This is a genomic window from Streptoverticillium olivoreticuli subsp. olivoreticuli (assembly GCF_003391135.1).
GTDB classification, from domain to species: domain Bacteria; phylum Actinomycetota; class Actinomycetes; order Streptomycetales; family Streptomycetaceae; genus Streptomyces; species Streptomyces blastmyceticus.
Map to the genome: position 1 here is coordinate 7,359,139 of NZ_CP031455.1, position 21,045 is coordinate 7,380,183.

Annotated in this window: 20 protein-coding genes; 13 read left to right on the forward strand and 7 right to left on the reverse strand. The window is 74.1% G+C overall.

What is annotated here, in order from left to right:
• Nucleotides 1-185: 185 nt before the first annotated feature.
• The 4 genes from DXZ73_RS31940 to DXZ73_RS31955 all read left to right on the forward strand — a co-directional run bounded on the left by DXZ73_RS31940 (nucleotide 186) and on the right by DXZ73_RS31955 (nucleotide 5,433).
• Nucleotides 186-923, forward strand: coding sequence for a nuclease-related domain-containing protein (locus tag DXZ73_RS31940; protein ID WP_162890400.1), 738 nt, complete (start codon nucleotides 186-188; stop codon nucleotides 921-923).
• A 268-nt stretch (nucleotides 924-1,191) separates the two neighbouring features.
• Complete coding sequence (locus DXZ73_RS31945) at nucleotides 1,192-2,343, forward strand: EfeM/EfeO family lipoprotein (protein ID WP_240351583.1); 1,152 nt, start codon at nucleotides 1,192-1,194, stop codon at nucleotides 2,341-2,343.
• The gene (gene efeB / locus DXZ73_RS31950; RefSeq protein WP_116214447.1) at nucleotides 2,340-3,623 is read left to right on the forward strand and encodes an iron uptake transporter deferrochelatase/peroxidase subunit; all 1,284 of its coding nucleotides are present in this window, start codon (nucleotides 2,340-2,342) and stop codon (nucleotides 3,621-3,623) included. Before DXZ73_RS31945 ends, efeB begins: the two co-directional genes overlap by 4 nt.
• Complete coding sequence (locus DXZ73_RS31955) at nucleotides 3,613-5,433, forward strand: phospholipase C (protein WP_116214448.1); 1,821 nt, start codon at nucleotides 3,613-3,615, stop codon at nucleotides 5,431-5,433. Before efeB ends, DXZ73_RS31955 begins: the two co-directional genes overlap by 11 nt.
• Nucleotides 5,434-5,442: 9 nt before the next feature.
• On the opposite strand, the gene DXZ73_RS31960 is transcribed toward DXZ73_RS31955, so the two are convergent.
• Complete coding sequence (locus DXZ73_RS31960) at nucleotides 5,443-5,844, reverse strand: BlaI/MecI/CopY family transcriptional regulator (RefSeq protein ID WP_116214449.1); 402 nt, start codon at nucleotides 5,842-5,844, stop codon at nucleotides 5,443-5,445.
• A gap of 140 nt (nucleotides 5,845-5,984) precedes the next feature.
• On the opposite strand from DXZ73_RS31960, the gene DXZ73_RS31965 reads away from it, so the two are divergent.
• The gene (locus DXZ73_RS31965) at nucleotides 5,985-8,009 is read left to right on the forward strand and encodes a transglycosylase domain-containing protein (RefSeq protein ID WP_240351584.1); all 2,025 of its coding nucleotides are present in this window, start codon (nucleotides 5,985-5,987) and stop codon (nucleotides 8,007-8,009) included.
• Nucleotides 8,010-8,071: 62 nt separating this feature from the next.
• Here DXZ73_RS31965 and DXZ73_RS31970 read toward each other — a convergent pair whose 3' ends face one another.
• Nucleotides 8,072-9,349, reverse strand: coding sequence for a hypothetical protein (locus DXZ73_RS31970; protein WP_240351585.1), 1,278 nt, complete (start codon nucleotides 9,347-9,349; stop codon nucleotides 8,072-8,074).
• Nucleotides 9,350-9,395: 46 nt separating this feature from the next.
• The gene (locus DXZ73_RS31975; protein ID WP_116214451.1) at nucleotides 9,396-10,172 is read right to left on the reverse strand and encodes an aminoacyl-tRNA hydrolase; all 777 of its coding nucleotides are present in this window, start codon (nucleotides 10,170-10,172) and stop codon (nucleotides 9,396-9,398) included.
• Between the two features lie 24 nt (nucleotides 10,173-10,196).
• On the opposite strand from DXZ73_RS31975, the gene DXZ73_RS38865 reads away from it, so the two are divergent.
• From DXZ73_RS38865 to DXZ73_RS38480, 3 genes are read left to right on the forward strand one after another with little or no spacing between them, the layout of a single operon-like run.
• Entirely contained in the window at nucleotides 10,197-11,066 is an 870-nt protein-coding gene (locus DXZ73_RS38865) for an ABC transporter ATP-binding protein (RefSeq protein ID WP_205519269.1), read from the forward strand.
• A complete protein-coding gene (locus tag DXZ73_RS38870; protein WP_205519270.1) occupies nucleotides 11,063-11,731 on the forward strand; it encodes an ABC transporter in 669 nt (222 codons plus the stop codon). Before DXZ73_RS38865 ends, DXZ73_RS38870 begins: the two co-directional genes overlap by 4 nt.
• 38 nt (nucleotides 11,732-11,769) lie before the next feature.
• Nucleotides 11,770-11,919: a hypothetical protein gene (locus DXZ73_RS38480; protein WP_162890401.1), complete on the forward strand. Its 150-nt coding sequence runs from the start codon at nucleotides 11,770-11,772 to the stop codon at nucleotides 11,917-11,919.
• A 6-nt stretch (nucleotides 11,920-11,925) separates the two neighbouring features.
• On the opposite strand, the gene DXZ73_RS31985 is transcribed toward DXZ73_RS38480, so the two are convergent.
• Both DXZ73_RS31985 and zapE read right to left on the reverse strand, forming a co-directional pair.
• Nucleotides 11,926-12,786: a polysaccharide deacetylase family protein gene (locus DXZ73_RS31985; protein ID WP_240351587.1), complete on the reverse strand. Its 861-nt coding sequence runs from the start codon at nucleotides 12,784-12,786 to the stop codon at nucleotides 11,926-11,928.
• Between the two features lie 201 nt (nucleotides 12,787-12,987).
• Complete coding sequence (gene zapE / locus DXZ73_RS31990; RefSeq protein ID WP_240351820.1) at nucleotides 12,988-14,058, reverse strand: cell division protein ZapE; 1,071 nt, start codon at nucleotides 14,056-14,058, stop codon at nucleotides 12,988-12,990.
• 155 nt (nucleotides 14,059-14,213) lie between these two features.
• Between zapE and DXZ73_RS31995 the strand changes: the two genes are divergently transcribed.
• Nucleotides 14,214-14,981 carry a pyrimidine reductase family protein gene (locus DXZ73_RS31995; protein ID WP_116214452.1) on the forward strand — a complete coding sequence of 256 codons (768 nt, stop codon included), beginning with the start codon at nucleotides 14,214-14,216 and terminating at the stop codon, nucleotides 14,979-14,981.
• A 158-nt stretch (nucleotides 14,982-15,139) separates the two neighbouring features.
• Entirely contained in the window at nucleotides 15,140-15,634 is a 495-nt protein-coding gene (locus DXZ73_RS32000; RefSeq protein WP_116214453.1) for an indole-3-glycerol phosphate synthase, read from the forward strand.
• A gap of 30 nt (nucleotides 15,635-15,664) precedes the next feature.
• Here DXZ73_RS32000 and DXZ73_RS32005 read toward each other — a convergent pair whose 3' ends face one another.
• Both DXZ73_RS32005 and DXZ73_RS32010 read right to left on the reverse strand, forming a co-directional pair.
• Complete coding sequence (locus DXZ73_RS32005; RefSeq protein WP_116214454.1) at nucleotides 15,665-16,351, reverse strand: ABC transporter ATP-binding protein; 687 nt, start codon at nucleotides 16,349-16,351, stop codon at nucleotides 15,665-15,667.
• Nucleotides 16,348-17,412 carry an ABC transporter permease gene (locus tag DXZ73_RS32010; protein WP_116214455.1) on the reverse strand — a complete coding sequence of 355 codons (1,065 nt, stop codon included), beginning with the start codon at nucleotides 17,410-17,412 and terminating at the stop codon, nucleotides 16,348-16,350. Before DXZ73_RS32010 ends, DXZ73_RS32005 begins: the two co-directional genes overlap by 4 nt.
• A gap of 173 nt (nucleotides 17,413-17,585) precedes the next feature.
• Between DXZ73_RS32010 and DXZ73_RS40170 the strand changes: the two genes are divergently transcribed.
• From DXZ73_RS40170 to murC, 3 genes are all read left to right on the forward strand, one after another.
• Nucleotides 17,586-18,917 (forward strand): sensor histidine kinase, encoded by a 1,332-nt coding sequence (locus DXZ73_RS40170; RefSeq protein ID WP_116214456.1) that lies wholly within the window; start codon nucleotides 17,586-17,588, stop codon nucleotides 18,915-18,917.
• A complete protein-coding gene (locus DXZ73_RS32020; RefSeq protein ID WP_116214457.1) occupies nucleotides 18,914-19,543 on the forward strand; it encodes a response regulator in 630 nt (209 codons plus the stop codon). The genes DXZ73_RS40170 and DXZ73_RS32020 overlap by 4 nt, the downstream gene beginning before the upstream one ends.
• A 95-nt stretch (nucleotides 19,544-19,638) precedes the next feature.
• The gene (gene murC / locus DXZ73_RS32025) at nucleotides 19,639-21,036 is read left to right on the forward strand and encodes a UDP-N-acetylmuramate--L-alanine ligase (RefSeq protein ID WP_116214458.1); all 1,398 of its coding nucleotides are present in this window, start codon (nucleotides 19,639-19,641) and stop codon (nucleotides 21,034-21,036) included.
• Nucleotides 21,037-21,045 lie beyond the last annotated feature (9 nt).

Consider the following 21,045-nt stretch of genomic DNA (forward strand, 5'->3'; position numbering starts at 1 on the left):
GCCGCCCCTGCCGGGTGGGGCGGTTGGTACGTTGGCCGGTTCCGCGCGCCGCTCCCACAAGGCCCCGGGCACTGGTGAGGCCCCGCGATCGGGGGGATGTCGCGGGGCCTCACCGGTTCAACGGGCGGCCGGGCGGGTTGGTTCCCCCGCTTCTGCGGCACTATGGCGGGTGGGGGGTGGTGGGCGTGCGCGAGCGGCCGGACGGAAACGACGCGAACGACGCGAACGGCGGAAACAGCGGGAAAGCAGTCAGGAAGACGAGCGCCAACGGGAAGGCGTACGACCCGGAGCGGCTGTTCCTGCCACCCGACGACGACCTCGCCCCCAACCGGCCCGGCGAGACGCTCCGCGCCCGGCTCGACGCCTCCGGCACCGGCCGTGTGGCGCTGGCGCTCGCCCGCTGCCTCGGCCGGCGCCCCGTCGAGGACGCCTGGCGCCGCGTGCTCGCGGCCGAACAGGCCGTCGGCGCGGCCCTGGAGGAGCTGACGGCGGGCGGCTGGGACGTGGTCCACTCGATCGTCCTGCCCGGCGACGCCGTCATCGCCCACCTCCTCATCGGCCCCGGCGGGGTCTTCGGCGTCGCCGCCAAGCCCGCCCACAAGGCCCGGGTCCAGGTCGGCGAGACCCTGGTCCGCGTCTCCCGCGAACGGCACCCGCGCCCGTACGTCCGCGAGATCCGGCACGACTGCGCGCGGGCCTCGCTCGTCCTCTCGCGCGGGTGCGGCTTCCTCGTCCAGGTGCGGCCGGTCCTGGTGTTCGTGGGGGCCGGGAGTGTGGAGGTGTCACCGTCGCTGGAGGACGTCCAGGTGCTGGAGGAGGCGCAGGCGGCCACGCTCGGTGCGGCCGGCGGGGTGCTGCACCCGCACCGCGCCGACCGCATCCACACCGTGGCCCGCAACCGCCGCGTCTGGCTGTGGGCGTGACGAGTCATCACCCGGGTGAATCCTCGGCCTCTTTCGGGGGGCGCGGTGCGGTGACCCGGTGCGGGCGCGCGGGCCGCTGCCAGCATGGACGGGACGTGTGCGTCGATCCGTCCGCCTGCCGTAGGGAGCCGTCGCAGTGCCAGAACCGGGCCCCGGTCGTCCTCGAACCCCGGGTGGGCTTGACGCGGTAGGGGCGTCCGGCCGACGACCCCGGCCGGTCCGGCACTTGAGGACGGGGGGCCCGGCCGGGAGACGGTACGGCGGCCCGGTGCCCAGGGCCGCCCTCGCCCTGGCCGCCGTGCTCGCCGCCGCCGCGCCGACGACCGCCCGCCCCCCGCAGCCCGCCACCACCATCGAGATCTCCCCCGGCACCTGCGGCACCCCCTGGCCCCACCCCCACCCCGGCACCCAGACCTTCATCCTGCACAACACCTCCGCCACCGCGACCGAGGCCCGCCTCGTGGACCGCGCCGGCGCCGTCCACGCCGAAGCGGAAGCCCTCGCCCCCGGCACCCACCGGCAGCTGCGCGCCCGGCTCGGCCCCGGCTCGTACGCCTTCGTCTGCCTGCCCGACGACGCGGACGCCGTCACCGGCCCCGTCGTACGGATCACCGCCGCCGCCCGGGGGAGCGGCGGCGGGCCCGCCGCCGTCCCCGTCCGGCTCGCCGACCTGATCCCGCCGGCCCTGGACTACCAGCGGTGGATCGGCGCGCGGATGGACGGGCTCGTGTCGGCGACGGACGCCCTGCGGACGGCCGTCGACAGCGGCGACGCGGCCGCCGCCCGCGCGGCCTGGCTGCCCGCCCACCTCGACTACGAGCGGATGGGCGCCGCCTACGGCGCCTTCGGGGACGCCGGCCGGGCCGTCGACGGCACCGCCGCCGGTCTCCCCGGCGGAGTGCGCGACCCCGGCTTCACCGGCTTCCACCGCGTCGAGCACGGCCTGTGGCACGGCGAGCGCGGGCCCGCCCTGCGCCGGGCCGCGCACCGCCTCGCCACCGACGTCCGCGCGCTGCGCGCCACTTGGGAGCAGTCCCGCATGGACCCCGCCCAACTCGGGCTGCGCGCCCACGAGATCCTGGAGGACACCCTGGAGCACGAGCTGACCGGCCGCACCGACCACGGCAGCGGAAGCAATCTCGCCACCGCCCGCGCCAACCTCGACGGCACCCGCGCCGTCCTCGACCGCCTCCGCCCGCTCCTGCGCGGCCGCTACCCCGACCTCGACGCACTGGACCGGCGCATCGCCCGCGCCGGCGCCCTGCTGGACCGCCAGGGCCCCCGCCCCGGCCACCCCCGCTGGACCCCGCTCGACCGCCTCACCCGCGCCGACCGCGAGCGCCTCGACGCCGCCGTCGCCGACCTCGTGGAACGCCTGGCCCCCGTCGCGGCCCTCTGCGAACCCCGGAGGGCACCATGACGTGGCCCCGGCGGCGCGGTCTGCTGCGGGGAGCCGCCATGAGCCTCGGCGGGGCCATGGCCGGGGGCCTGCTCGAACAGGGCGGCGGGCCCGGCGGCAGGCGGCGCCCGGCCGGTGCCACCGCCGGTGCCGCGCCCCCCGGCCCGTACGCCCCCGCCGCCCCCTTCCACGGGACCCACCAGGCCGCCCTGCTCACGCCGCCCGCCCGGAGCACCGCCTTCGTGGCCCTCGACGTCACCGCCGACAACCGGGGCGAGCTCGCCGACCTGCTGCGCGCGCTCACCGCGCGGGCCCGCTTCCTCACGGCCGGCGGCACACCGCCCCCGGTCGGTATCACCGGCCCGCCCTCCGACTCCGGGCTCCTCGGCCCCGGCGTCCCCGCCGACGGCGGACTCCGGGTGACCGTGGCAGTCGGCTCCTCGCTCTTCGACGGCCGCTTCGGGCTGTCCGGCCACGCCCCGCGCCGGCTGCGGACCATGCCGCCCTTCCCGGACGACGACCTCGACCCCGCCTGGTGCCACGGCGACCTCGGCGTCCAGCTGTGCGCCGACAGCACCGACACCGTCCTGCACGCCCTGCGCGACCTGACCCGGCACACCCGCGGCGGCCTCCAGATCCGCTGGCGGCTCGACGGCTTCACCGCACCGCCCCGCCCCTCCGGCGCCCCCCGCAACCTCTTCGGCTTCAAGGACGGCACCGCCAACCCCGACCCCCGCGACACCCGCCTGATGGACCGGCTCGTGTGGACCGGCGCCCGCTCCGGCGAGCCCCGCTGGGCCACCGGCGGCAGCTATCAGGTGGTGCGCCTGATCCGGATGCTGGTCGAGTTCTGGGACCGGGTCCCCCGCACCGAGCAGGAGCGGATCCTCGGCCGCGACCGCGACACCGGCGCACCGCTGGACGGCGACCGGGAGTCCGACGCCCCGCGCTACGCCCTCGACCCCAAGGGCGAGGTGACCCCGCTGGACAGCCACATCCGGGTGGCCGGTCCGCGGACCCCCGAAGCGGAGCACCGGCGGCTGCTGCGCCGCTCGTACAACTACGACCGGGGAACCGACCGCAACGGCAACCTCGACATGGGGCTGCTCTTCTGCTGCTACCAGCAGGACCCGGACCGTCAGTTCACCGCCGTGCAGCGGAGCCTGGCGGGCGAGCCGCTGACCGACTACGTCACCCCGTTCGGCGGCGGCTACTTCTTCGCGCTGCCCGGGGTGCGGGACGGCGCCGACTGGTACGGCCGCGCCTTGATGGACGAGAGTGGGACCGCGCATGCCCCGTAACACCCGTATCGCCCGTGTCGTCCGCAACGGCACCGTCACCCGGTGCCCCGCCGTCGTCGCCGCGCTCGGCGCCGCCGCGCTGGCCGTGGCACCGGCCGTCCCCGCGCGGGCCGCGGACACCGCGTCGCCCATCGAGCACCTGGTGGTCGTCTTCGACGAGAACGTCTCCTTCGACCACTACTTCGCCACCTACCCCAGGGCCGCCGACACCGACGGCACCCGCTTCACCCCCGCCCGCGACACCCCCGCCCGCGTGGACAACCTGCGCACCGCGGGCCTGCTCGCGAAGAACCCGAACCGGTACGCGCCGAAGCGGCTCGGCCCGCGGCAGGCGATGACCTGCGACCAGAACCACTCCTACAGCCCCGAGCAGTACGCGGCCGACGGCGGCCGGGCCGACCGCTACGTCCAGAACACCGACTCCGGGAAGTGCTCGGGCAAGCTGTTCGGCGAGCCCGGGCTCGTCATGGACTACTACGACGGGAACACCGTCACCGCGCTGTGGAACTACGCCCAGCACTTCAGCATGAGCGACCGCTCCTTCGGCACCACCTACGGCCCGTCCACGCCCGGCGCGATCAACCTCGTCTCCGGCCAGACCCACGGGGCGATCTCCACCGACCCCGCGTCCGGCACGGAACACCCGCGGCAGACGCCGAAACCGGACCCGTACGCCGTGGCCTCGCCCGGCGCCGACGGTGTGGGCACGATCATCCGCGACCCGGAACCGGCCTACGACGACTGCTCGGACAAGGACCACACCGCCCGGAGCCCCCTGGCCGCCCTCAAGGGGGCCAACATCGGGGACCGGCTCGGAGAGGAGGGCGTCTCCTGGGGCTGGTTCCAGGGCGGCTTCCGGCCGAGCACCCCCTGGGACGGCCGCCACGGCCACTACGCGAAGTGCTCCGGCAGCACCCACGCCAACGTCGGCGGCGAGCGCGTGGTCGACTACAGCCCGCACCACGCGCCGTTCCAGTACTACGCCTCGACCGCGAACCCCCACCACCTGCCGCCGCGCTCCGTCGCCGAGATCGGCCACGACGGGCCGGCCAACCACCAGTACGACCTGGCCGACTTCGACGCGGCCCTGCGCGCCGGACGGCTGCCCGCGGTGAGCTTCCTGAAGGCCCCGGCCTTCCAGGACGGCCACGCCGGATACTCCGACCCCCTCGACGAACAGCACTTCCTGGTGGAGTGGATCAACAAGATCCAGAGCGCGCCGGAGTGGCGGAACACCGCCGTCGTGATCGCCTACGACGACTCCGACGGCTGGTACGACCACGCGTACGCGAAGCCGCTCAACGGCTCCGGCGACCGCGGCAAGGGCCCCCAGGGGCGGGCGGTCGACAGCCCGGCCTGCCGCACGGGACCCGCCCCGGCCGGGGGCCTCGCCGACCGCTGCGGCCCCGGCCCGCGGCAGCCGCTGCTGGTGGTCTCGCCGTACAGCAAGGCCGGCACGGTCGACCACACGCCGACCGAGCAGACCTCCGTCCTGAAGTTCGTGGAGTGGAACTGGCACACCGCCCCGATCGGCGGCTCGTCCTTCGACCAGCGGGCCGGGTCGCTGCTGAACCTCTTCGACTTCGACCATCCGCACGAGGAGCGGGTGCTGCTGAACAAGGACGGATCGGTGCGGGACGGGGGAGCGGCGACGGCGAGGGTGACGGAGGGGAACGCCGGACCGCAGGCGATGTCAGGCCCCGCGCCCTCCGGGACGGGGTCCGGGGTGCCGGTGGGTTACGTGGTGGGGGCGGCCGTCGCCGCGACGGGGGTGGCGGCGACACTGCTGCTGCGCCGCGGCCGCCGCTGAGGCGGCCCGTCAGCGCGCGGTCGGGAACGCGCTGGTGAAGAGCGAGCGCAGCAGCGCCTCGTCGGAGGGCGGCAGCTCCGCGACGAAGCGTGTCAGGACGACCTCGCGGTCCGCGAGCCCGTCCAGGATCTTGCGCATGCGCCGCGCCGCCAGCCCCGCCTCGTCGGCCACCGGCGCATAGGCGTAGGCGCGCCCCCGCGGGGTGCGGGAGAGCACCTCCTTGCCGTGCAGCCGGGACAGGATCGTCACCACCGTGCTGTACGTCAGCTCGCCCGCCAGTCGGCCCTGGACCTCGCGGGGGGTCAGCGGCCCCTCGGCACGCTGCAGCGCGGCGAGCACCTCGCCCTCCAGCGCTCCGTTCGCGCGGCGTCGGCCGTGGCGCACGACGGCGGTCGGTGTGGCTGTGTCCATGCGGAGGGTGTTCCTTCTGCCCAAGATCCACTGCTTTTACAGGGGTGTAGAAACGTTACGGTACCCGAACAGGCCGCCTGATTCGGAATCCACGGACATCTTGGGTGCCCGCACCGCCCCACAGGTCGTAGGGTCGAGCAGTGTTCGAACGACGAAAAGGGGCGCACGCCCGGAACCACGCCGCGCCCTCCCGCCGGAGACGCGCCGCTCCCCGCAAGCGAAGGCTGCGCCCCGCCTACCCGCGGCCGGGGCGGCAGGGCTTCCGGCGCTGGGTGCCGTCGTGGCGCCAGACACTGGGGCTCTTCCTCTCCGCCGGAGGGCTGCTCACCGCCCTCGTGGCGATCATGTACGCCCGTACCGACATACCCGCCGACCTCAACGCCTTCGCCACCCAGCAGGACAACGTCTACTACTGGGCCGACGGAACCGAGATGGCCCGTACCGGCGAGATCAACCGGCAGGACACCGCCCTGGAGAAGATCCCCGAGAAGGTGCGGTGGGCCGCGCTCGCGGCCGAGAACGAGACCTTCTACTCCGACAGCGGCATCTCGGTGAGCGGGATGACGCGCGCGGTCTCCAGGATGGTGACGGGCGGCTCCACCCAGGGCGGGTCCACGATCACCCAGCAGTACGTCAAGAACGCCTATCTCAACCAGCGGCAGACCTTCTCCCGCAAGTTCACCGAGATGTTCATCGCCATCAAGCTGGACAACCGGATGTCCAAGGACGACATCCTGGAGGGCTATCTCAACACCAGCTGGTTCGGGCGCGGCACCTACGGCATCCAGCGTGCCGCGCACGCCTACTACGGCAAGGACGTCTCCCAGCTCAACGCGAGCGAGGGCGCCTTCCTCGCCTCGCTGCTCAAGGGCGCCGGGCTCTACGACCCGTCGCTCGGCGCCAAGAACCACGCGCGCGCCGTGGAGCGCTGGGAGTGGATCCTCGACCGGATGGTCACCATCGGCAAGCTCTCCAAGGAGGAGCGGGCCCGCTACACCACGTTCCCCGAGCCGCAGGCCCCGCCGAAGCCCGCCGGGCTGACCGGGCAGACCGGCTATCTGGTGGAGACGGCGCGGGCCTACGTCAGCGCCCACACCGAGGTCACCGACCACGACTTCGACCTCGGCGGCTACCAGATCCGCACCACCTTCGAGAAGCCGAAGGTCGACGCCCTCGACAAGGCCGTCCAGGAGGTGCGGGGCAAGCTCGACCCCGAGAAGCGGGAGTCCGACAAGGACGTGCGCATCGGCGCGGCCTCCGTCACCACGGACGGGCGGATCGTGGCCCTGCAGGGCGGCCCGGGCTACCTCAAGCAGGGGTTCAACGACGCGAATTCCGCGGTCGTCCCCGCCGGCACGGCCTTCACGCCCTTCGTCTACGCCGCCGCCCTCGGCGACGGCATCCAGCGCGAACGCGACAAGCCCCGTACCCCCGTCTCCCCCTCCACCGTCTACGACGGCGACAACCAGGTGTCCCTGCTCACCCCCGAAGGGCCCTACTGGGACCGCGCGGGGAAGATCGTGAAGGGCACGAACGACGGGGGCAGGTCCTGGGGGAAGATCAGCCTGCGGGACGCCGTCGCCCAGTCGGTCAACACCCCGATGCTGCAGCTCGGCATGGACGTCGGCCTGGACCGCATCGGCAGCACCGCGGTGCGGACGGGCCTGCTCGCGGACAGCCTCGGCACCAAGGTGCCCGCCTTCTCCCTGGGCAACACCACGCCCAGCGCCATCCGGATGGCCGGGGCGTACGGGACGTTCGCCGCCCAGGGCATGCACAGCGAGCCCTACTCCGTGGACAAGCTGAGCCGCAACGGCAACGCCGTGGCCGTGGAGAAGCCGACGGCCGAGCGGGCCCTGCCGCAGCGCGTCGCGGCGGCCGTGGACGACGCGCTGCACGACGCCGTCAAGAAGGGCAGCGCCACCACCGCCGGGGCGGCCGCACCGGGCTCGGCGGGCAAGACCGGCACGGAGGCGAAGAACAAGTCGGCCTGGTACGTCGGTTACCAGGGCAAGCTCTCGACCGCCGTCTCGCTCTGCCGCATCGACCCGAAGACGCAGGAACTGCTCCCGCTGGACGGCCTCGGCGGCGCCGCGAAGTCCGCGGTCGGCAGCCCGTACCCGATCGACATCTGGTCGGCGTACATGAAGGGGCAGAAGAACTGAAGGCCCCGGGTGGCGCCGGACCTTCAAGGTCCGGTGCCACCCGGGGCCGCCCGGAAGAACGCCTACTTGACGAACGTCGCCCAGTCCGGGGACTGCGCCGGGTCCAGCCCGCGCAGCTTCGTCAGCACCTTCGGGTCCTGCGCGTCCAGCCAGTCGGCGAGCTGCTTGAAGGACACGCAGCGCACGCCGTCCCGCTTGCAGACCGACTTCACGACGTCCTCGACGGCCTTCATGTAGATGCCGCCGTTCCAGTCCTCGAAGTGGTTGCCCACGAACATCGGCGCCCGGCTGCCGTTGTAGACGCGCTGGAAGCCGTTCAGATAGCCGTCCCGCGTCAGCTTCCGCCACTCCTCGTACTTCGCGGGATCGCCCTTGGTGTTGTCACCGGACTGGTTGTAGAGGAAGTTGAAGTCCATCGACAGGACCTGCTTCTCGCTCTTCGGATACGGAAGCAGCTGCAGCGGGAAATTCCAGATGCCCTGGATCTGCGAGGGCCAGATCTGGAAGTCGCCGGGCGAGCTCGCGTCGTACCGCCAGCCGAACTGCTTCGCCGCCGGTATCAGCGTCTTCTGCCCCTCCAGACACGGGGCACGGCCGCCCACCAGCTCCTTCTTGTAGTCGAAGGGCAGCGGCGGGAGGTCCGTCAGGCCGGTGTTCGTCTTCCAGTTCTCCACGAAGGAGTAGGACTGCTCGATCTCGCTCTTCCACTCCGCCGGGCTCCAGTCGCCGCCGCCCTTGGCGCCGCAGAAGTGGCCGTTGAAGTGCGTGCCTATCTCGTTGCCGTCCAGCCAGGCGCCGCGGATCTGCTCGATGGTGTCCTTGATGTGCGGGTCCGTGGCGAAGTCGATCGCCGCGTCGCCCGGCTTGTGCTGCGGGGGCTTGTACAGCGAGGACTTCGACTTCGGCAGCAGGTACATGCCGCTCAGGAAGAACGTCATCTTCGCGTTGTTGTCCTTGGCGACCTCGCGGAAGTGCGAGAGCTGGTGGTCGTCGCCCTCCAGCGCGCCGTCCCAGGAGAACACCACGAACTGCGGCGGCTTCTCGCCCGGCTTCAGCTTCTCCGGCTTCGGCTGGTCCGGCTGCGGACCGGTGTCCGACGTCGAACCGTCCCCGAGGACACGGATCTTGCCGTCCCACTTCTCCTCGGGCTTCTTGCTGCTCTCGGACTCGCCCTCCGGGACGTTCTTCGCCTTGTCCTTCGAGGGGGCGGAAGCGGATGCGGAGGAGCCCTTGGCGTCGTCGCTCTTGCCGGAGTCGCAGCCCGACAGCCCCAGTGCGAGGGCGGCCACAGCACCCGCGGTGACCAGAGCCGTCCCGCCCCGCAAGGTCCTTTTCGACAAGGTACTTACCCCCTGGCGCCGTAAACAGATGTTCTGGCGCCAAGTATCACAGGTCGCTCCTGCGGCCCCGCAGCGCCGGGTGGTCCCCGACCACCGTGCAGGAACCGGGCGCGATCTCGGTGTACCCGGCGTCGTGGACCACCGGCAGCCCGCCGGTGGTCAGTTCCGCCCAGCGCTCCCGGTCGGCCGTCCGCACCGTGAGGGCGAAGCCGCTCTTCCGCCAGACCTCGCGCTCCTCGTCGGACAGCATCCACCACGCGAGCTGCGCGCCGTGCCCGACCTGCGCCATCGCCTTGCCCGCCGACATCGCGAGGCCCGGGTTCAGCCACAGCACCGGCGTCCGCGGCTCCGGCGCGGCCGGGGGCGAGGGCTCGTCCAGCTCCGTGCCCGACACCTGGAGCTTCGCCAGCTCCTTGGGCCAGCCGTCCAGCGGCACGGGCGGGAAGACCCGCACCTCGGCCCGCTCACCGGTCACCGTGATGCCCGGCAGCGCCGTCGCCTTGCGCCACTCCTTGCCCCGCGCCCGCCGCACCACCTTGCGGATGCGGGAGTCCTGCCAGTCCCGCACGGCCCGCGCCCACTCGCCCTCGCTCCCGTCGACGGTCCGGGCCCGCTCGTCCGACAGCAGCGTAAGCACCGCCCGCGCCGCGGTCTCCAGGGCGTCCGTACGGGCCGGGGGCTCGTCCTTCTCGATCCGTACGACGAGCGGCAGGACGAACTCCGGCGCCTCGTCCGGGAGCTGCCCGGGGACGTCGGTCGCGGTGTCGGAAGCGGTGTCAGAACTGGTCACCCCCACAGTCTGCCAGCAGCCTGATGGGTGCATGGCAGGGCCCGCTACCGTGAGCGCATGAGACTCAGGGGGGTCGGCCGCCGCTACGGACGGCGCGGGCCGTGGGTGCTGCGCGACATCGACCTGGAGGTGCCGGCGGGCGCGCTGCTGCGCGTCGAGGGCGGCAACGGCAGCGGCAAGTCGACGCTCCTGCGCCTGCTCGCCGGCCTCGACGCGCCCACGGCGGGGCGGATCACGGGCCGCCCGCGCACCGCGTACGTCCCCGAGCGGTTCCCGGCGGCCCTGCCGTTCACCGCCCTCGGCTATCTCACCGACATCGGCCGCGTCCACGGCCTGAGCCGCTCCGCCGCCGCGCACGGCGCGCGGGTGTGGCTGGAGCGCTTCGGGGCGGGCGAGCACGCGCGCACCCCGCTGTCCGAACTCTCCAAGGGCACCAGCCAGAAGGTCGCCGTCGCCCAGGGCCTCCTCGCCGCACCCGGCCTCCTCGTCCTCGACGAGGCGTGGACCGGGCTCGACCGCGCCTCGCGCATCGTGCTCGACGGCGCGGTCGCGGAGCGCGTCGCCGCCGGGAGCACGGTCGTCTTCGTCGACCACGACCCACGGCGGCTGGCCGGGAAGCCGGACGCGGTCCACCGGGTGGAGTCGGCGCGACTGGCCGCCGTGGGGCAGCCGGTTGCCGACAGCGGCCCGCGCGTCCGGATCGAGGTGGAGGGCCCGCCCGGCGCTCGGCTGCCGGAGGCACTGCCCGGCGAGCCGGACGTGGCACCCGCCGCACCCATCGGCCTCCGGCTGACCGTCGCCGCCGCGCACTCGGACGCCCTCCTGCGGGCCCTGCTCGCCGCCCGCCCCGCCTGGCACATCCGCACCGTGACACCGGCGCACCCCGTACGCCCGCACGCGAACGACCGAGGAGAGCCCGGCCGATGACCGCACTGCTCCGCTATCAGGCCGCCCTGCTGCTGCGCTCGCACCGCTGGCTCCCGCCGCTGCTGCTCTACGGCGCCTTCATGGCCGTCGGCGTGCAGTCCGGGCAGCCGGTCCTGGACTCCTTCGGCTACGCGTCGGCCGCCCTGCTGCCGGTGGCCGCGTGGCTGGTGCGGGTGTGCGTGACCAACGAGCCCGCGGCCGCCCGGGACTGCGCGGCCGCCGCGGCCGGGCCGTGGCGGGTGCACCTCGCCGCCGTGCTCACCGCGCTGGCCGCCTCCACGGTGCTCGCCGTCGCCGCCACCGCGGTCGTCGCCGGGATCGGCGACCCCCGCAGCGCCGACCACCAGGTGGACGTCCCGCTGTGGCCCGCGACCGCGGAGGGGCTGATCGCCGCGGTCGCGTGCGCCCTGCTCGGCACGGGCGTCGGGGCCCTGTGCAACAGGCCGTTGCTGCGCAGCACCGCGTGGGCCGTGCCGTCCACCGTGCTCGCCGCGTTCCTGGTGCTCCTCGTGGGGGTGTCGCCCGCCAACGCCGCCGTGACGGGGCTGGTCTCGGGCTCGCGCGACGGCACGGTGGACGTGTCGGTGCTGCCCCTCGCCGGGGCCGCCGTGCTCACGGCAGGGGCCGTCGCCGTGGCGTGCGCGCTCAGCTCCCGGCGGAGGTGACGCACGCCGCCGGGCGGGCATGGGCGACCATGGGAGGCATGGACGCACACCAGGACGAGCGGCACGACGGCTTCGCCGACTGCGTGCACTGCGGCAGGCCCACCGAGCACCCGGCCCAGCGGCCCGGCATCACGCTGTGCCCGGTCTGCGAGTGGCAGGAGGCACAGCGGACGGCCTGTTCCGGCTGACCGGGCTCAGCGGCCCGCGATCATGTCGGAGACGCGTACGAACGTGTAGCCGCGGGCCCGCAGCTCCGGGACGATCTTCCGTATCGCCTCCTCCGTGACCGGCGCCGCGCTGCGCGTGCAGTGCATCACCACGACGGAACCGGGCTTCACCTGGGACAGCACCTGTTCCACCACCGGAGCCGACTTCTTGGCGAACGCGTCGCCGCTTATCACGTCCCACTGCACGGCCGTCACCTTGGCGGGAGCGATGGCCCGCAGGACGGCGTCGTCGTAACACCCGCCCGGGAAGCGGAAGTACGGGACCGTGTGCGCGACCCCGGCGCGCTTGAACGCGGCGAACGCACGCTCCACGTCGTCACGCGCGGAACCGGGGGCGACGGCCGGCAGGCCGTAGCACGGCGAGGCGAACGCGTGGTGGGTGTACGAGTGGTTGGCGACCTCGAAGAGCGGATCGCCCCCGATGGACCTGGCCTCGTCCGGATACTGGTCCGCCCACTTGCCGGTCATGAAGACGGTGGCCGGCACGTCCAGCCCGCGCAGCGTCGCGATCAGCCCGGGGTTGTCGAACCGCTCCCCGCGGGCCGCCCGCTTGTCCTGATCGGCGGTCATGTCGGCGTCGAAGGTCAGCGCGACGCGCTTGCCACCGTCGCGCTTGCCGTGCGCGAAGACGGGGGTGAGGCCACCCGCCCCGGCGGGCAGGGTGGGCGCGGCGGAGGGCGAGGGGGAAGGGGCCGTACGGTCCGCGGCGGTGGAGGGGGAGCCGGACGGGGGAGCCGGGGTCTTCCCGGCACCGCCGCCGCACGCGGCGACCGTGCCGATGAGGGCGGCGACGGCTATGGACTGGGCGAAACGTCGAGGCGAAGGCACGCCAGATCCTCTCAGCCGGACGGGGCGGCGGACCGCGGCGCACCCCGGACCGGGCGAACCGTTGTCCTCGATCGCCGGACGGGCTCGATCCGGCTGCCCGGATGCGTCGGTGCCGCCCGGCTGCGGCCGCGCCCGTGCCCTCGCTCGCGGGGCGGGCCGGATGCGGTCGCTGTGCGTGCCTGCGGCCCGGGCCGCAGGGGGTCAGCCGTTCGCGGCCAGCGGCTTCGCGTCGCGGGCCAGGGCGGTCAGCCGGGATATGGCGCGGAAGTACTTCTTGCGGTAGCCGCCGTTCAGCATGTCCTCGCCGAAGAGCTCGTCGAACGGGCGCCCGGAGGCCAGCACGGGTATCTCGCGGTCGTAGAGCCGGTCCGCCAGGACCACGAGCCGCAGCGCCGTCGACTGGTCCGGCACCGGCTCGACGCCGGTCAGGCACACCGCGCGGACCGAGTCGCACATGGCGCCGTAACGGCTCGGGTGGACCTTGGAGAGGTGGTCGAGCAGCGAGGGGAAGTCGTCGAGCGAGGCGCCCGGCGTCGCGTACGCCGTACGGGTGACGATGTCGTCGCTGTACGGGTCGGGTGCCTGCGGCAGCCCCCGGTGGCGGTAGTCCTCGCCGTCGATGCGCAGCGGCCGGAAGCGCGCGGACAGGCCCTGGATCTCGCGCAGGAAGTCCGCGGCGGCGAACCGGCCCTCGCCGAGCTTGCCCGGCAGTGTGTTGGAGGTCGCGGCGAGCGCCACGCCCGCGTCCACGAGCTTGCCCAGGAGGGTCGAGACGAGCACCGTGTCGCCCGGGTCGTCCAGCTCGAACTCGTCGATGCACAGCAGCCGGTGCCCGCTGAGGGTCTGCACGGTCTGCTGGAAGCCGAGCGCGCCGACCAGGTTGGTCAGCTCCACGAACGTGCCGAACGCCTTCTGCTCCGGCGCGGCGGGTGTGGCGTGCCAGAGGGAGGCCAGCAGGTGGGTCTTGCCGACGCCGTAGCCGCCGTCGAGATAGACGCCGCGCGGCCCGTCGGCGGCGGGCTTCGCCTCGCGCCGGAACCAGCGCCTGCGACCGGTGCCGGTCGCGCTCGCGCCGCCCAGTCCGGCCGCGAAGGCGTCGAGCACGCGCACGGCCTCGGCCTGGCTGGGCTGCTTGGCGTCGGGTATGTAGGTGTCGAAGCGCACCGCGTCGAAGCGCGGCGGCGGCACCATCTCGGCGACCAGGCGATCGGCCGGCACGTGCGGGGCGCGCGAGGTCAGGGCGATCGGCGAACCGGCGCCCTGCCCGGCTATCGGACCCGAGGGGTCGGCCGGGGCCGGGGCTGAGGAGGCTGCCGGGGCTGCCGCGCCGGAAGCGGATGCAGTGGAGGCTGACACAACCGTCCAGCCTAGTCGCTGTCCGCCCCGCACCGGCCACGGGAGAGGCGAGGCATGTCACACTGCGGCCTATGCGACGCCTGTTCCCCTCTCCGCTCACCCCGTCCGACACCGAGGAACGCACCTGGGACCTGGACGAGCTGGCCGATGCCTACGCCTACCCGGAAACCACGGGCGGCGCCTGGCTGCGGGCCAACATGGTCTCGTCCCTCGACGGGGCGGCCCACCACGAGGGGCGCTCGCAGCCGCTGTCCTCCGACGCCGACATGCGGATCTTCGGCACGCTGCGGGGTCTCGCGGACGCCGTGGTGGTGGGCGCGGAGACCGTACGGCAGGAGGGGTACCGGCCCGCGCGGGCGCGGGAGGCGTTCGCGGCGCGCCGCGCCGCGCTCGGCCAGGGGCCCGCGCCGGTGATCGCGATCGTGAGCGCCGGTCTCGACCTGGACTTCTCGCTTCCGCTGTTCACCCGGCCGCTGGTGCCCACCCTCGTGCTGACCGGCGAGGACGCGCCCGCGGACCGGGTCGCGGCGGCGCGGTCCGCGGGCGCCGAGGTGATCGTGGCCGGTGAGGGGCGCCGGGTGGACCCGGCGCGGGTGCCCGGGGTGCTGGCCGGACGGGGGCTGACAAGGCTGCTGACGGAGGGCGGTCCCGTGCTGCTGGGTCAGTTCGCGTCCGCCGGGGTACTGGACGAGATGTGTCTCTCACTGGCCCCTCTGGTCGCCTCCGGCACCTCGCCGCGCATTGTGAACGGACCGTCGATGGCGGTGCCGGAACGATTCGTCCTGGCCTCGGTCCTCGAAGAGGCGGGATTTCTCTTCACGAGGTACCGAAGGGTCTGACAATCGGCGGAATTTTCCACTCCGGTTACCTCTCGGTGGGCAGAATTGAGTCGGACGCCCCCTCAGGGGAACGTGATCAGAACAGGCGGGCCCAGGGGGGCACGCGCAGGATGGTTTCTGTTGGGCCCGGTGGCCCACGAAGGAGAAGGGCTCCCACCGTGTTCACGAGCGTATTGATGATCGAGCAACCGCTGTCCGCCGCAGACGTCGATTTCGTCACCACCCTTCACGACGACCAGATGTCCTTCGTCGTCCTGATGCAGCCCAGAGGCGCCGAGGACCGGCTGCTGCGCGCCATCGACGACGTCGCGCTCGGCGAGCTGGAACAGGCGGTCCACGAGGCCGACGAGCCCGAGGGGGAGGAGGCCCGCCGGCCCGCGGCACTCGCACTCGAACACTCGCTCCAGTCGCTCCGCGCCGCGGGGAGCGAAGCCGTCGGCCAGCTCGTCGACGGGCACCCGCTCGACCTGCTGCGGTCCGTCGTCGACCAGACGCACGCCGACGAGGTGATCGTGCTGACGGCCCCGCACCTGGTCGAGGAGTTCTTCCACCGCGACTGGGCCTCCCGAGCCCGCCACAAGGTCGGCGTGCCCGTGCTCAAGCTCTACGCCCACAACGACGAGGACGACACCGGCGCCGAGGGCAAGGACTGACCGCCCCCGCCCCCGCCCCCGGCCCCGCGCTCAACCCTCGCCCAGCCGCCCGTCGGCCATCGACAGCACCCGGTCCGCAACTCCGAGCAGTGCCCGGTCGTGGGTGACCAGCACCGTCGCCGTGCGGTGCCGGCGGGTCACCTCGGCCAGCAGCTCCACGACCCGCTCGCCCCGCTCGTGATCCAGCGCGGAGGTCGGCTCGTCCACCAGCAGGACGGAAGGACCGCCGGACAGCGCGCGGGCGATGTTCACGCGCTGCCGCTCGCCCCCGGACAGCTGGTGCGGGCGGCGGCGCCGCTTCGCCGCGTCCAGACCGACCGACTCTAGCAGCTCCGCCGCGCGTGACCGGGCGGCCCGTACGCTTTCGCCCCGCAGGTGCGCGACCGCCAGCAGCTGCTCCTCGGCCGTCAGGGACGGCAGCAGGTTCGCCTGCTGGAACACGATGCCGATCCGCTCGCGCCGCAGCGCCGTACGCTCCCTGCCGCTCATCCCGGCCGTGTCCCGCCCGGCCAGGACCACCCGGCCCGCGTCCGGGCGCAGCAGGGTCGCCGCCACCGCCAGCAGGCTCGACTTCCCCGAGCCGGACGGCCCGGCGACCGCCACCAGCTCTCCGGGGGCCACGTCCAGACAGACGTCGTCCAGGGCCGTGAGCCTGCGATCACCATCCGGATAGGTGAGTTTCACGGCTTCCAGCGACAGAACGGAAGAGGTGCTCAACGGGACGCTCCCAGTGCGGTCAGCGGATCGACGGAGGTGATGCGACGGACGGCGAGCGCGGAACCGGCCAGCCCCAGCAGGACCATCGCCCCCACCGGTACGGCCACGGTGGCCGCGCTCAGCTCGAACGGGACCGCGGCCGCGGCCAGCGCCCCGCCGCCCGCGCCCGCCGCCGCGCCCAGGGCCGCCCCGGCGAGCAGCACGGCGGCCGCCTGCCCGAGTGCGTCCCGCACCAGATACCCGCTGCTCGCGCCCACCGCCTTGAGCACGGCGACATCGGGGCGCCGCTGCACGGTCCACACCGTGAAGAAGGCCCCCACCACCAGCGCGCTCACCACGAACAGGAAGCCCTGGAGGAGCTGGAGCGTGCCGTGCTCCGCCGCGTAGCCGTCGATCCCCTCCAGCGCCGCGTCGGCCCCGACGGCCTCAGTGGCCTCGGCGGCGGGCCCGTCCGGGCCGCCGGTGCCGGTCACGGCGAGCGCGGTCGGCTGCTGCTGGTGGGCCGCCCGCTGCCAGGCCGCGAGCGTCGTCCACACGCTCGGGGCGTGCCCGTGGCTCCGGTCGGCGGTGATGGCCGAGACGGTCAGTTCCTCGGCGCCGAGGGTGACGCGGTCACCCACCCGGACGCCGCTCTCGCGGGCCAGCCGCTCGCCGACCGCCACTCCGCCGTCCCCGGGGGCCGAGCCGGAGAGCAGCGGCGGCAGCAGCCGCCCGGACGCCCCGAACGCGCTCACCGACGACGCCTTCCCGGCCGCGGTCAGCCGGGTCATCGCGACGCCGAACGGCTCGGCGGAGGTCACCCCCGGCGCCGCGCGCCACGCGGCGAGCTGCCCGTCGTCGACGCTGCTGCCGGAGAACGACACCTCCGGCTCGGCCCCCTTCGGCGCCCCGAAGACGATCCGGTCCGCCGGCAGGCCCGCGACGGCCGAGGTGGCCTCGCGGGCCAGCCCGTCGGTCAGGCCGTAGAGAAAGACCACCAGTGTGGTGATGAGCGCGACGACCGAACCCATGAGGGCGAACCGCCCCCGGGCGAAACGGATGTCACGGAGCGCGACGAACAAGGGAACCCTCCAGGGACCTGATCAGGACCCCACCACGCTCCCGCACCGGGCGCCCGCCGCCATCAGGGCAAGGACTGCTCCTTGCCCCGCCCGTCCGGTGCACCCCGAAATCAATCGAACGGTTGAGGGCCCGCGGAACGGGGGGCCGCGCGCGGAGCCGTACGCTCGATGGGGTGACCCCGAACAGCCGCTCCGACGTTGCCGCGCCCCCGCCCGGAGCCCCTGCGGAGGGCGACGGCCGCCCCCACCCCGCCGCGGAAGCCCCCTCGCTGCGGCTGGTGCGGCTCGCGCTGCACGGGGCGTTCTACGCGCTGCTCGGCGTCGCCCTCGGGCCGGTCGCCGTCGGGGCGAAGCCCTTGACCCTGCTCGCGCCCGGCCTCGCGCTGGCCGCCGTCTACGGCCTCGCCGTCGTCCGCGGGCCCGGGCGCGCGGCAGGCGCCGACGGGGGCGCGCCGGCCGGCGTGGCGGGGTTCTCCGCCCGCGCGGGGCGGCTGTGGCTCGCCGCCGTCACCGCGCTGTGGCTCGTGCTCCTGTGTATGGACCACGGCTTCAGCTATGTCGCCTTCCCGCTCTTCTTCCTGTTCCTGCACGCCCTGCCCGCGCGCTGGTCCCTGACCGCGGTCGCCGCCGCCACCGGCGCGGTCGTCGCCGCCCAGGCGGCCGCCCCCGGCGGGCTCACCGCCGCCAAGGTGATCGGCCCGGTCGCCGGTGCCGCCGTCGCCGTCCTGACCGCGTACGGCTATGCCGCGCTCTACCGCGAGACCCGTCGCCGGCAGCGCCTGATCGACGACCTCGTGCGGACCAGGGACGAGCTGGCCGCCGCCCAGCGGGAGGCCGGGCGGCTCGCCGAACGGCAGCGGCTGGCCCGCGAGATCCACGACACCCTCGCGCAGGGCCTGTCCAGCATCGTCCTGCTCGCCCGCGCCGCCGAGACCGCGGACCCCGACGCGGCACGCGCGCGGATGCGCGAGGTCGCCCGGACGGCGTCCGACAACCTCGCCGAGGCCCGGCGCTTCGTCCAGGCGCTCACCCCGCCCGCCCTCGAGGACGCGCCCCTGCCCGAGGCCCTGCGCCGGGTCACCGCGCGGACCGTCCCCACGGCCGCCTTCCACCTCGACGGCGAGCCCTGCGCGCTGCCCGTCGAGAGCGAGGTGGCCCTGCTGCGCCTCACCCAGGAGGCGCTCGCCAACGTGGCCCGGCACGCGCGCGCCGACCGCGCCGCCGTGACCCTCGCCTACCTCGACGGTCAGGTCACCCTCGACATCTACGACGACGGCGTCGGCTTCGCCCCCGGCGACGGGCCCGCCGACGGGCGCCGGACGTTCGGCCTGCACGGCATGCGCGAACGCATCGCCGAGCTCGGCGGCACGCTCACCGTCGAGTCCGCGCCGGGGGAGGGCACCGCCGTCGCCGCGGCACTGCCGGTACGGGCCCCCGTACCGGCTCCCCGGCCGGCGGCCGGCCGGCCCGTTCCCGACGCCCCGGCGAACGCGGGTGCCCGGTGATCCGCGTACTCCTGGTCGACGACCACCCCGTCGTACGGCGCGGGCTGCGCGCCATGGTCGACGAGCTGCCCGGGGTGAGCGCCGTCGGCGAGGCCGCCGACGGCGCCGAGGCGCTGCGCCTCCTCGACGGCGGGGCCCGGCCCGACGTGGTGCTGATGGACCTCCAGATGGGCGCCGGGATGCACGGCGTCGAGGCCACCCGCCGCATCACTGCCCTGCCCGATCCGCCCGCCGTGCTGATCCTGACCACCTACAGCACCGACGCCGACATCCTCGCCGCCGTCGAGGCCGGGGCGACCGGCTACCTCCTCAAGGACGCGCCGCCGGAGGACGTCGCGGCCGCCGTCCACGCCGCCGCCCGCGGCGAGACGGTGCTGGCCCCGCCCGTCGCCGCCCGCCTGCTCGGCCGGGTGCGGGCGGGACGGCCCGCCCTCTCGCCGAGGGAGACCGAGATCCTCGGGCTCCTCGCCGAGGGCCTGGCCAACAAGCAGATCTCCCGGCGGCTGTTCATCAGCGAGGCCACGGTCAAGACCCACCTCGTGCACATCTACGGCAAGCTCGGGGTGGACAGCCGCACCGCGGCCATCGCGGCCGGCCTGACACAGGGCCTGATCCGCCCGGTATGACGGATATGAGGCAACCGGGGGACGCGCTGTCGGCGGCGGGTGCAAGAATCACTCCTGGTTAGATCCTGCTATCCAGACCTCAGGGAGCACCGCACATGGCACCGGCCGTCCCCACGACGATGGACCGACCGCACTTCATCGGCATCGGCGGCGCCGGAATGTCGGGCATCGCGAAGATCCTCGCGCAGCGCGGCGCGCGCGTCGCGGGCAGCGACGCCAAGGAGTCCGCGACCGCCGACGCCCTGCGCGCCCTCGGCGCCACCGTGCACATCGGGCACGCCGCGGACCACCTCGCCGAGGACGCCACCTGTGTCGTCGTCTCCAGCGCCATCCGCGCCGACAACCCCGAGCTGGCGGCCGCCGCCGAGCGCGGCATCCCCGTCGTGCACCGCTCCGACGCCCTCGCCCGCCTGATGGACGGCCTGCGCCCGATCGCCGTCGCCGGCACGCACGGCAAGACGACCACGACCTCGATGCTCGCGGTCTCCCTCGACGCCCTCGGCCTCGCCCCGTCGTACGCCATCGGCGGCGACCTCGACGCCCCCGGCTCCAACGCCCGGCACGGCGCGGGCGAGATCTTCGTGGCGGAGGCGGACGAGAGCGACCGCAGCTTCCACAAGTACGCGCCCGAGGTCGCCATCATCCTCAACGTGGAGCTGGACCACCACGCGAACTACGCGTCGATGGACGAGATCTACGAGTCGTTCGAGACCTTCGTCGGCCGGATCCGCCCCGGCGGCACCCTCGTCGTCTCCGCCGACCAGGCGGGCGCGCGCGAGCTGACGGAGCGCATCTCCGGCCGCCACGACATCGAGGTCGTCACCTACGGCGCGGCCGAGGACGCCGACGTCCGGGTCCTGAAGGTCAACCCCCGCGGCCTGACCAGCGAGGTCACCGTCCTCCTGGGCGGCAAGATGCTCACCTTCACGGTCTCCGTCCCCGGCAGCCACTACGCGCACAACGCCGTCGCCGCCCTCGCCGCGGGCGTGGCCCTCGGCCTCCCGCTGCACAACCTGGCCTCCGCGCTCGGGAAGTACACCGGCGTCAAGCGCCGCCTCCAGCTCAAGGGCGAGGCGAACGGCGTCCAGGTCATCGACTCCTACGCCCACCACCCGACCGAGATGACCGCCGACCTGGAGGCCATCCGGGGCGCGGTCGACGCCGGCTCGCGCATCCTCGTCGTCTTCCAGCCGCACCTCTTCAGCCGCACCCAGGAGCTGGGTACCGAGATGGGGCAGGCGCTGGCCCTGGCCGACTCCTCCGTCGTCCTGGACATCTACCCCGCCCGCGAGGACCCGATCCCCGGCATCACCAGCACCCTGATCATCGACGCGGCCCGCACCGCGGGCGCCGACGTCCGCCCCGAGCACGACATGGCCGCCGTGCCCGACGTGATCGCGGGAATGGCCCGGCCCGGTGATCTCGTTCTCACCATGGGCGCCGGCGATGTGACCGACCTCGGTCCGCGCATCCTGGCCCGCCTGGAGAGCTGACCGAACTGC

Bases quoted from the DNA above. Each gene is read 5' to 3' on its own strand.
- DXZ73_RS31955 (WP_116214448.1), top strand. From the start codon at position 3,613: ATGCCCCGTAACACCCGTATCGCCCGTGTCGTCCGCAACGGCACCGTC.
- DXZ73_RS31960 (WP_116214449.1), bottom strand. From the start codon at position 5,844: ATGGACACAGCCACACCGACCGCCGTCGTGCGCCACGGCCGACGCCGC.
- DXZ73_RS38870 (WP_205519270.1), top strand. From the start codon at position 11,063: ATGACCGCACTGCTCCGCTATCAGGCCGCCCTGCTGCTGCGCTCGCAC.
- murC (WP_116214458.1), top strand. From the start codon at position 19,639: ATGGCACCGGCCGTCCCCACGACGATGGACCGACCGCACTTCATCGGC.
- DXZ73_RS31975 (WP_116214451.1), bottom strand. From the start codon at position 10,172: ATGCACCCATCAGGCTGCTGGCAGACTGTGGGGGTGACCAGTTCTGAC.
- DXZ73_RS38865 (WP_205519269.1), top strand. From the start codon at position 10,197: ATGAGACTCAGGGGGGTCGGCCGCCGCTACGGACGGCGCGGGCCGTGG.
- efeB (WP_116214447.1), top strand. From the start codon at position 2,340: ATGACGTGGCCCCGGCGGCGCGGTCTGCTGCGGGGAGCCGCCATGAGC.
- DXZ73_RS38480 (WP_162890401.1), top strand. From the start codon at position 11,770: ATGGACGCACACCAGGACGAGCGGCACGACGGCTTCGCCGACTGCGTG.
- DXZ73_RS31995 (WP_116214452.1), top strand. From the start codon at position 14,214: ATGCGACGCCTGTTCCCCTCTCCGCTCACCCCGTCCGACACCGAGGAA.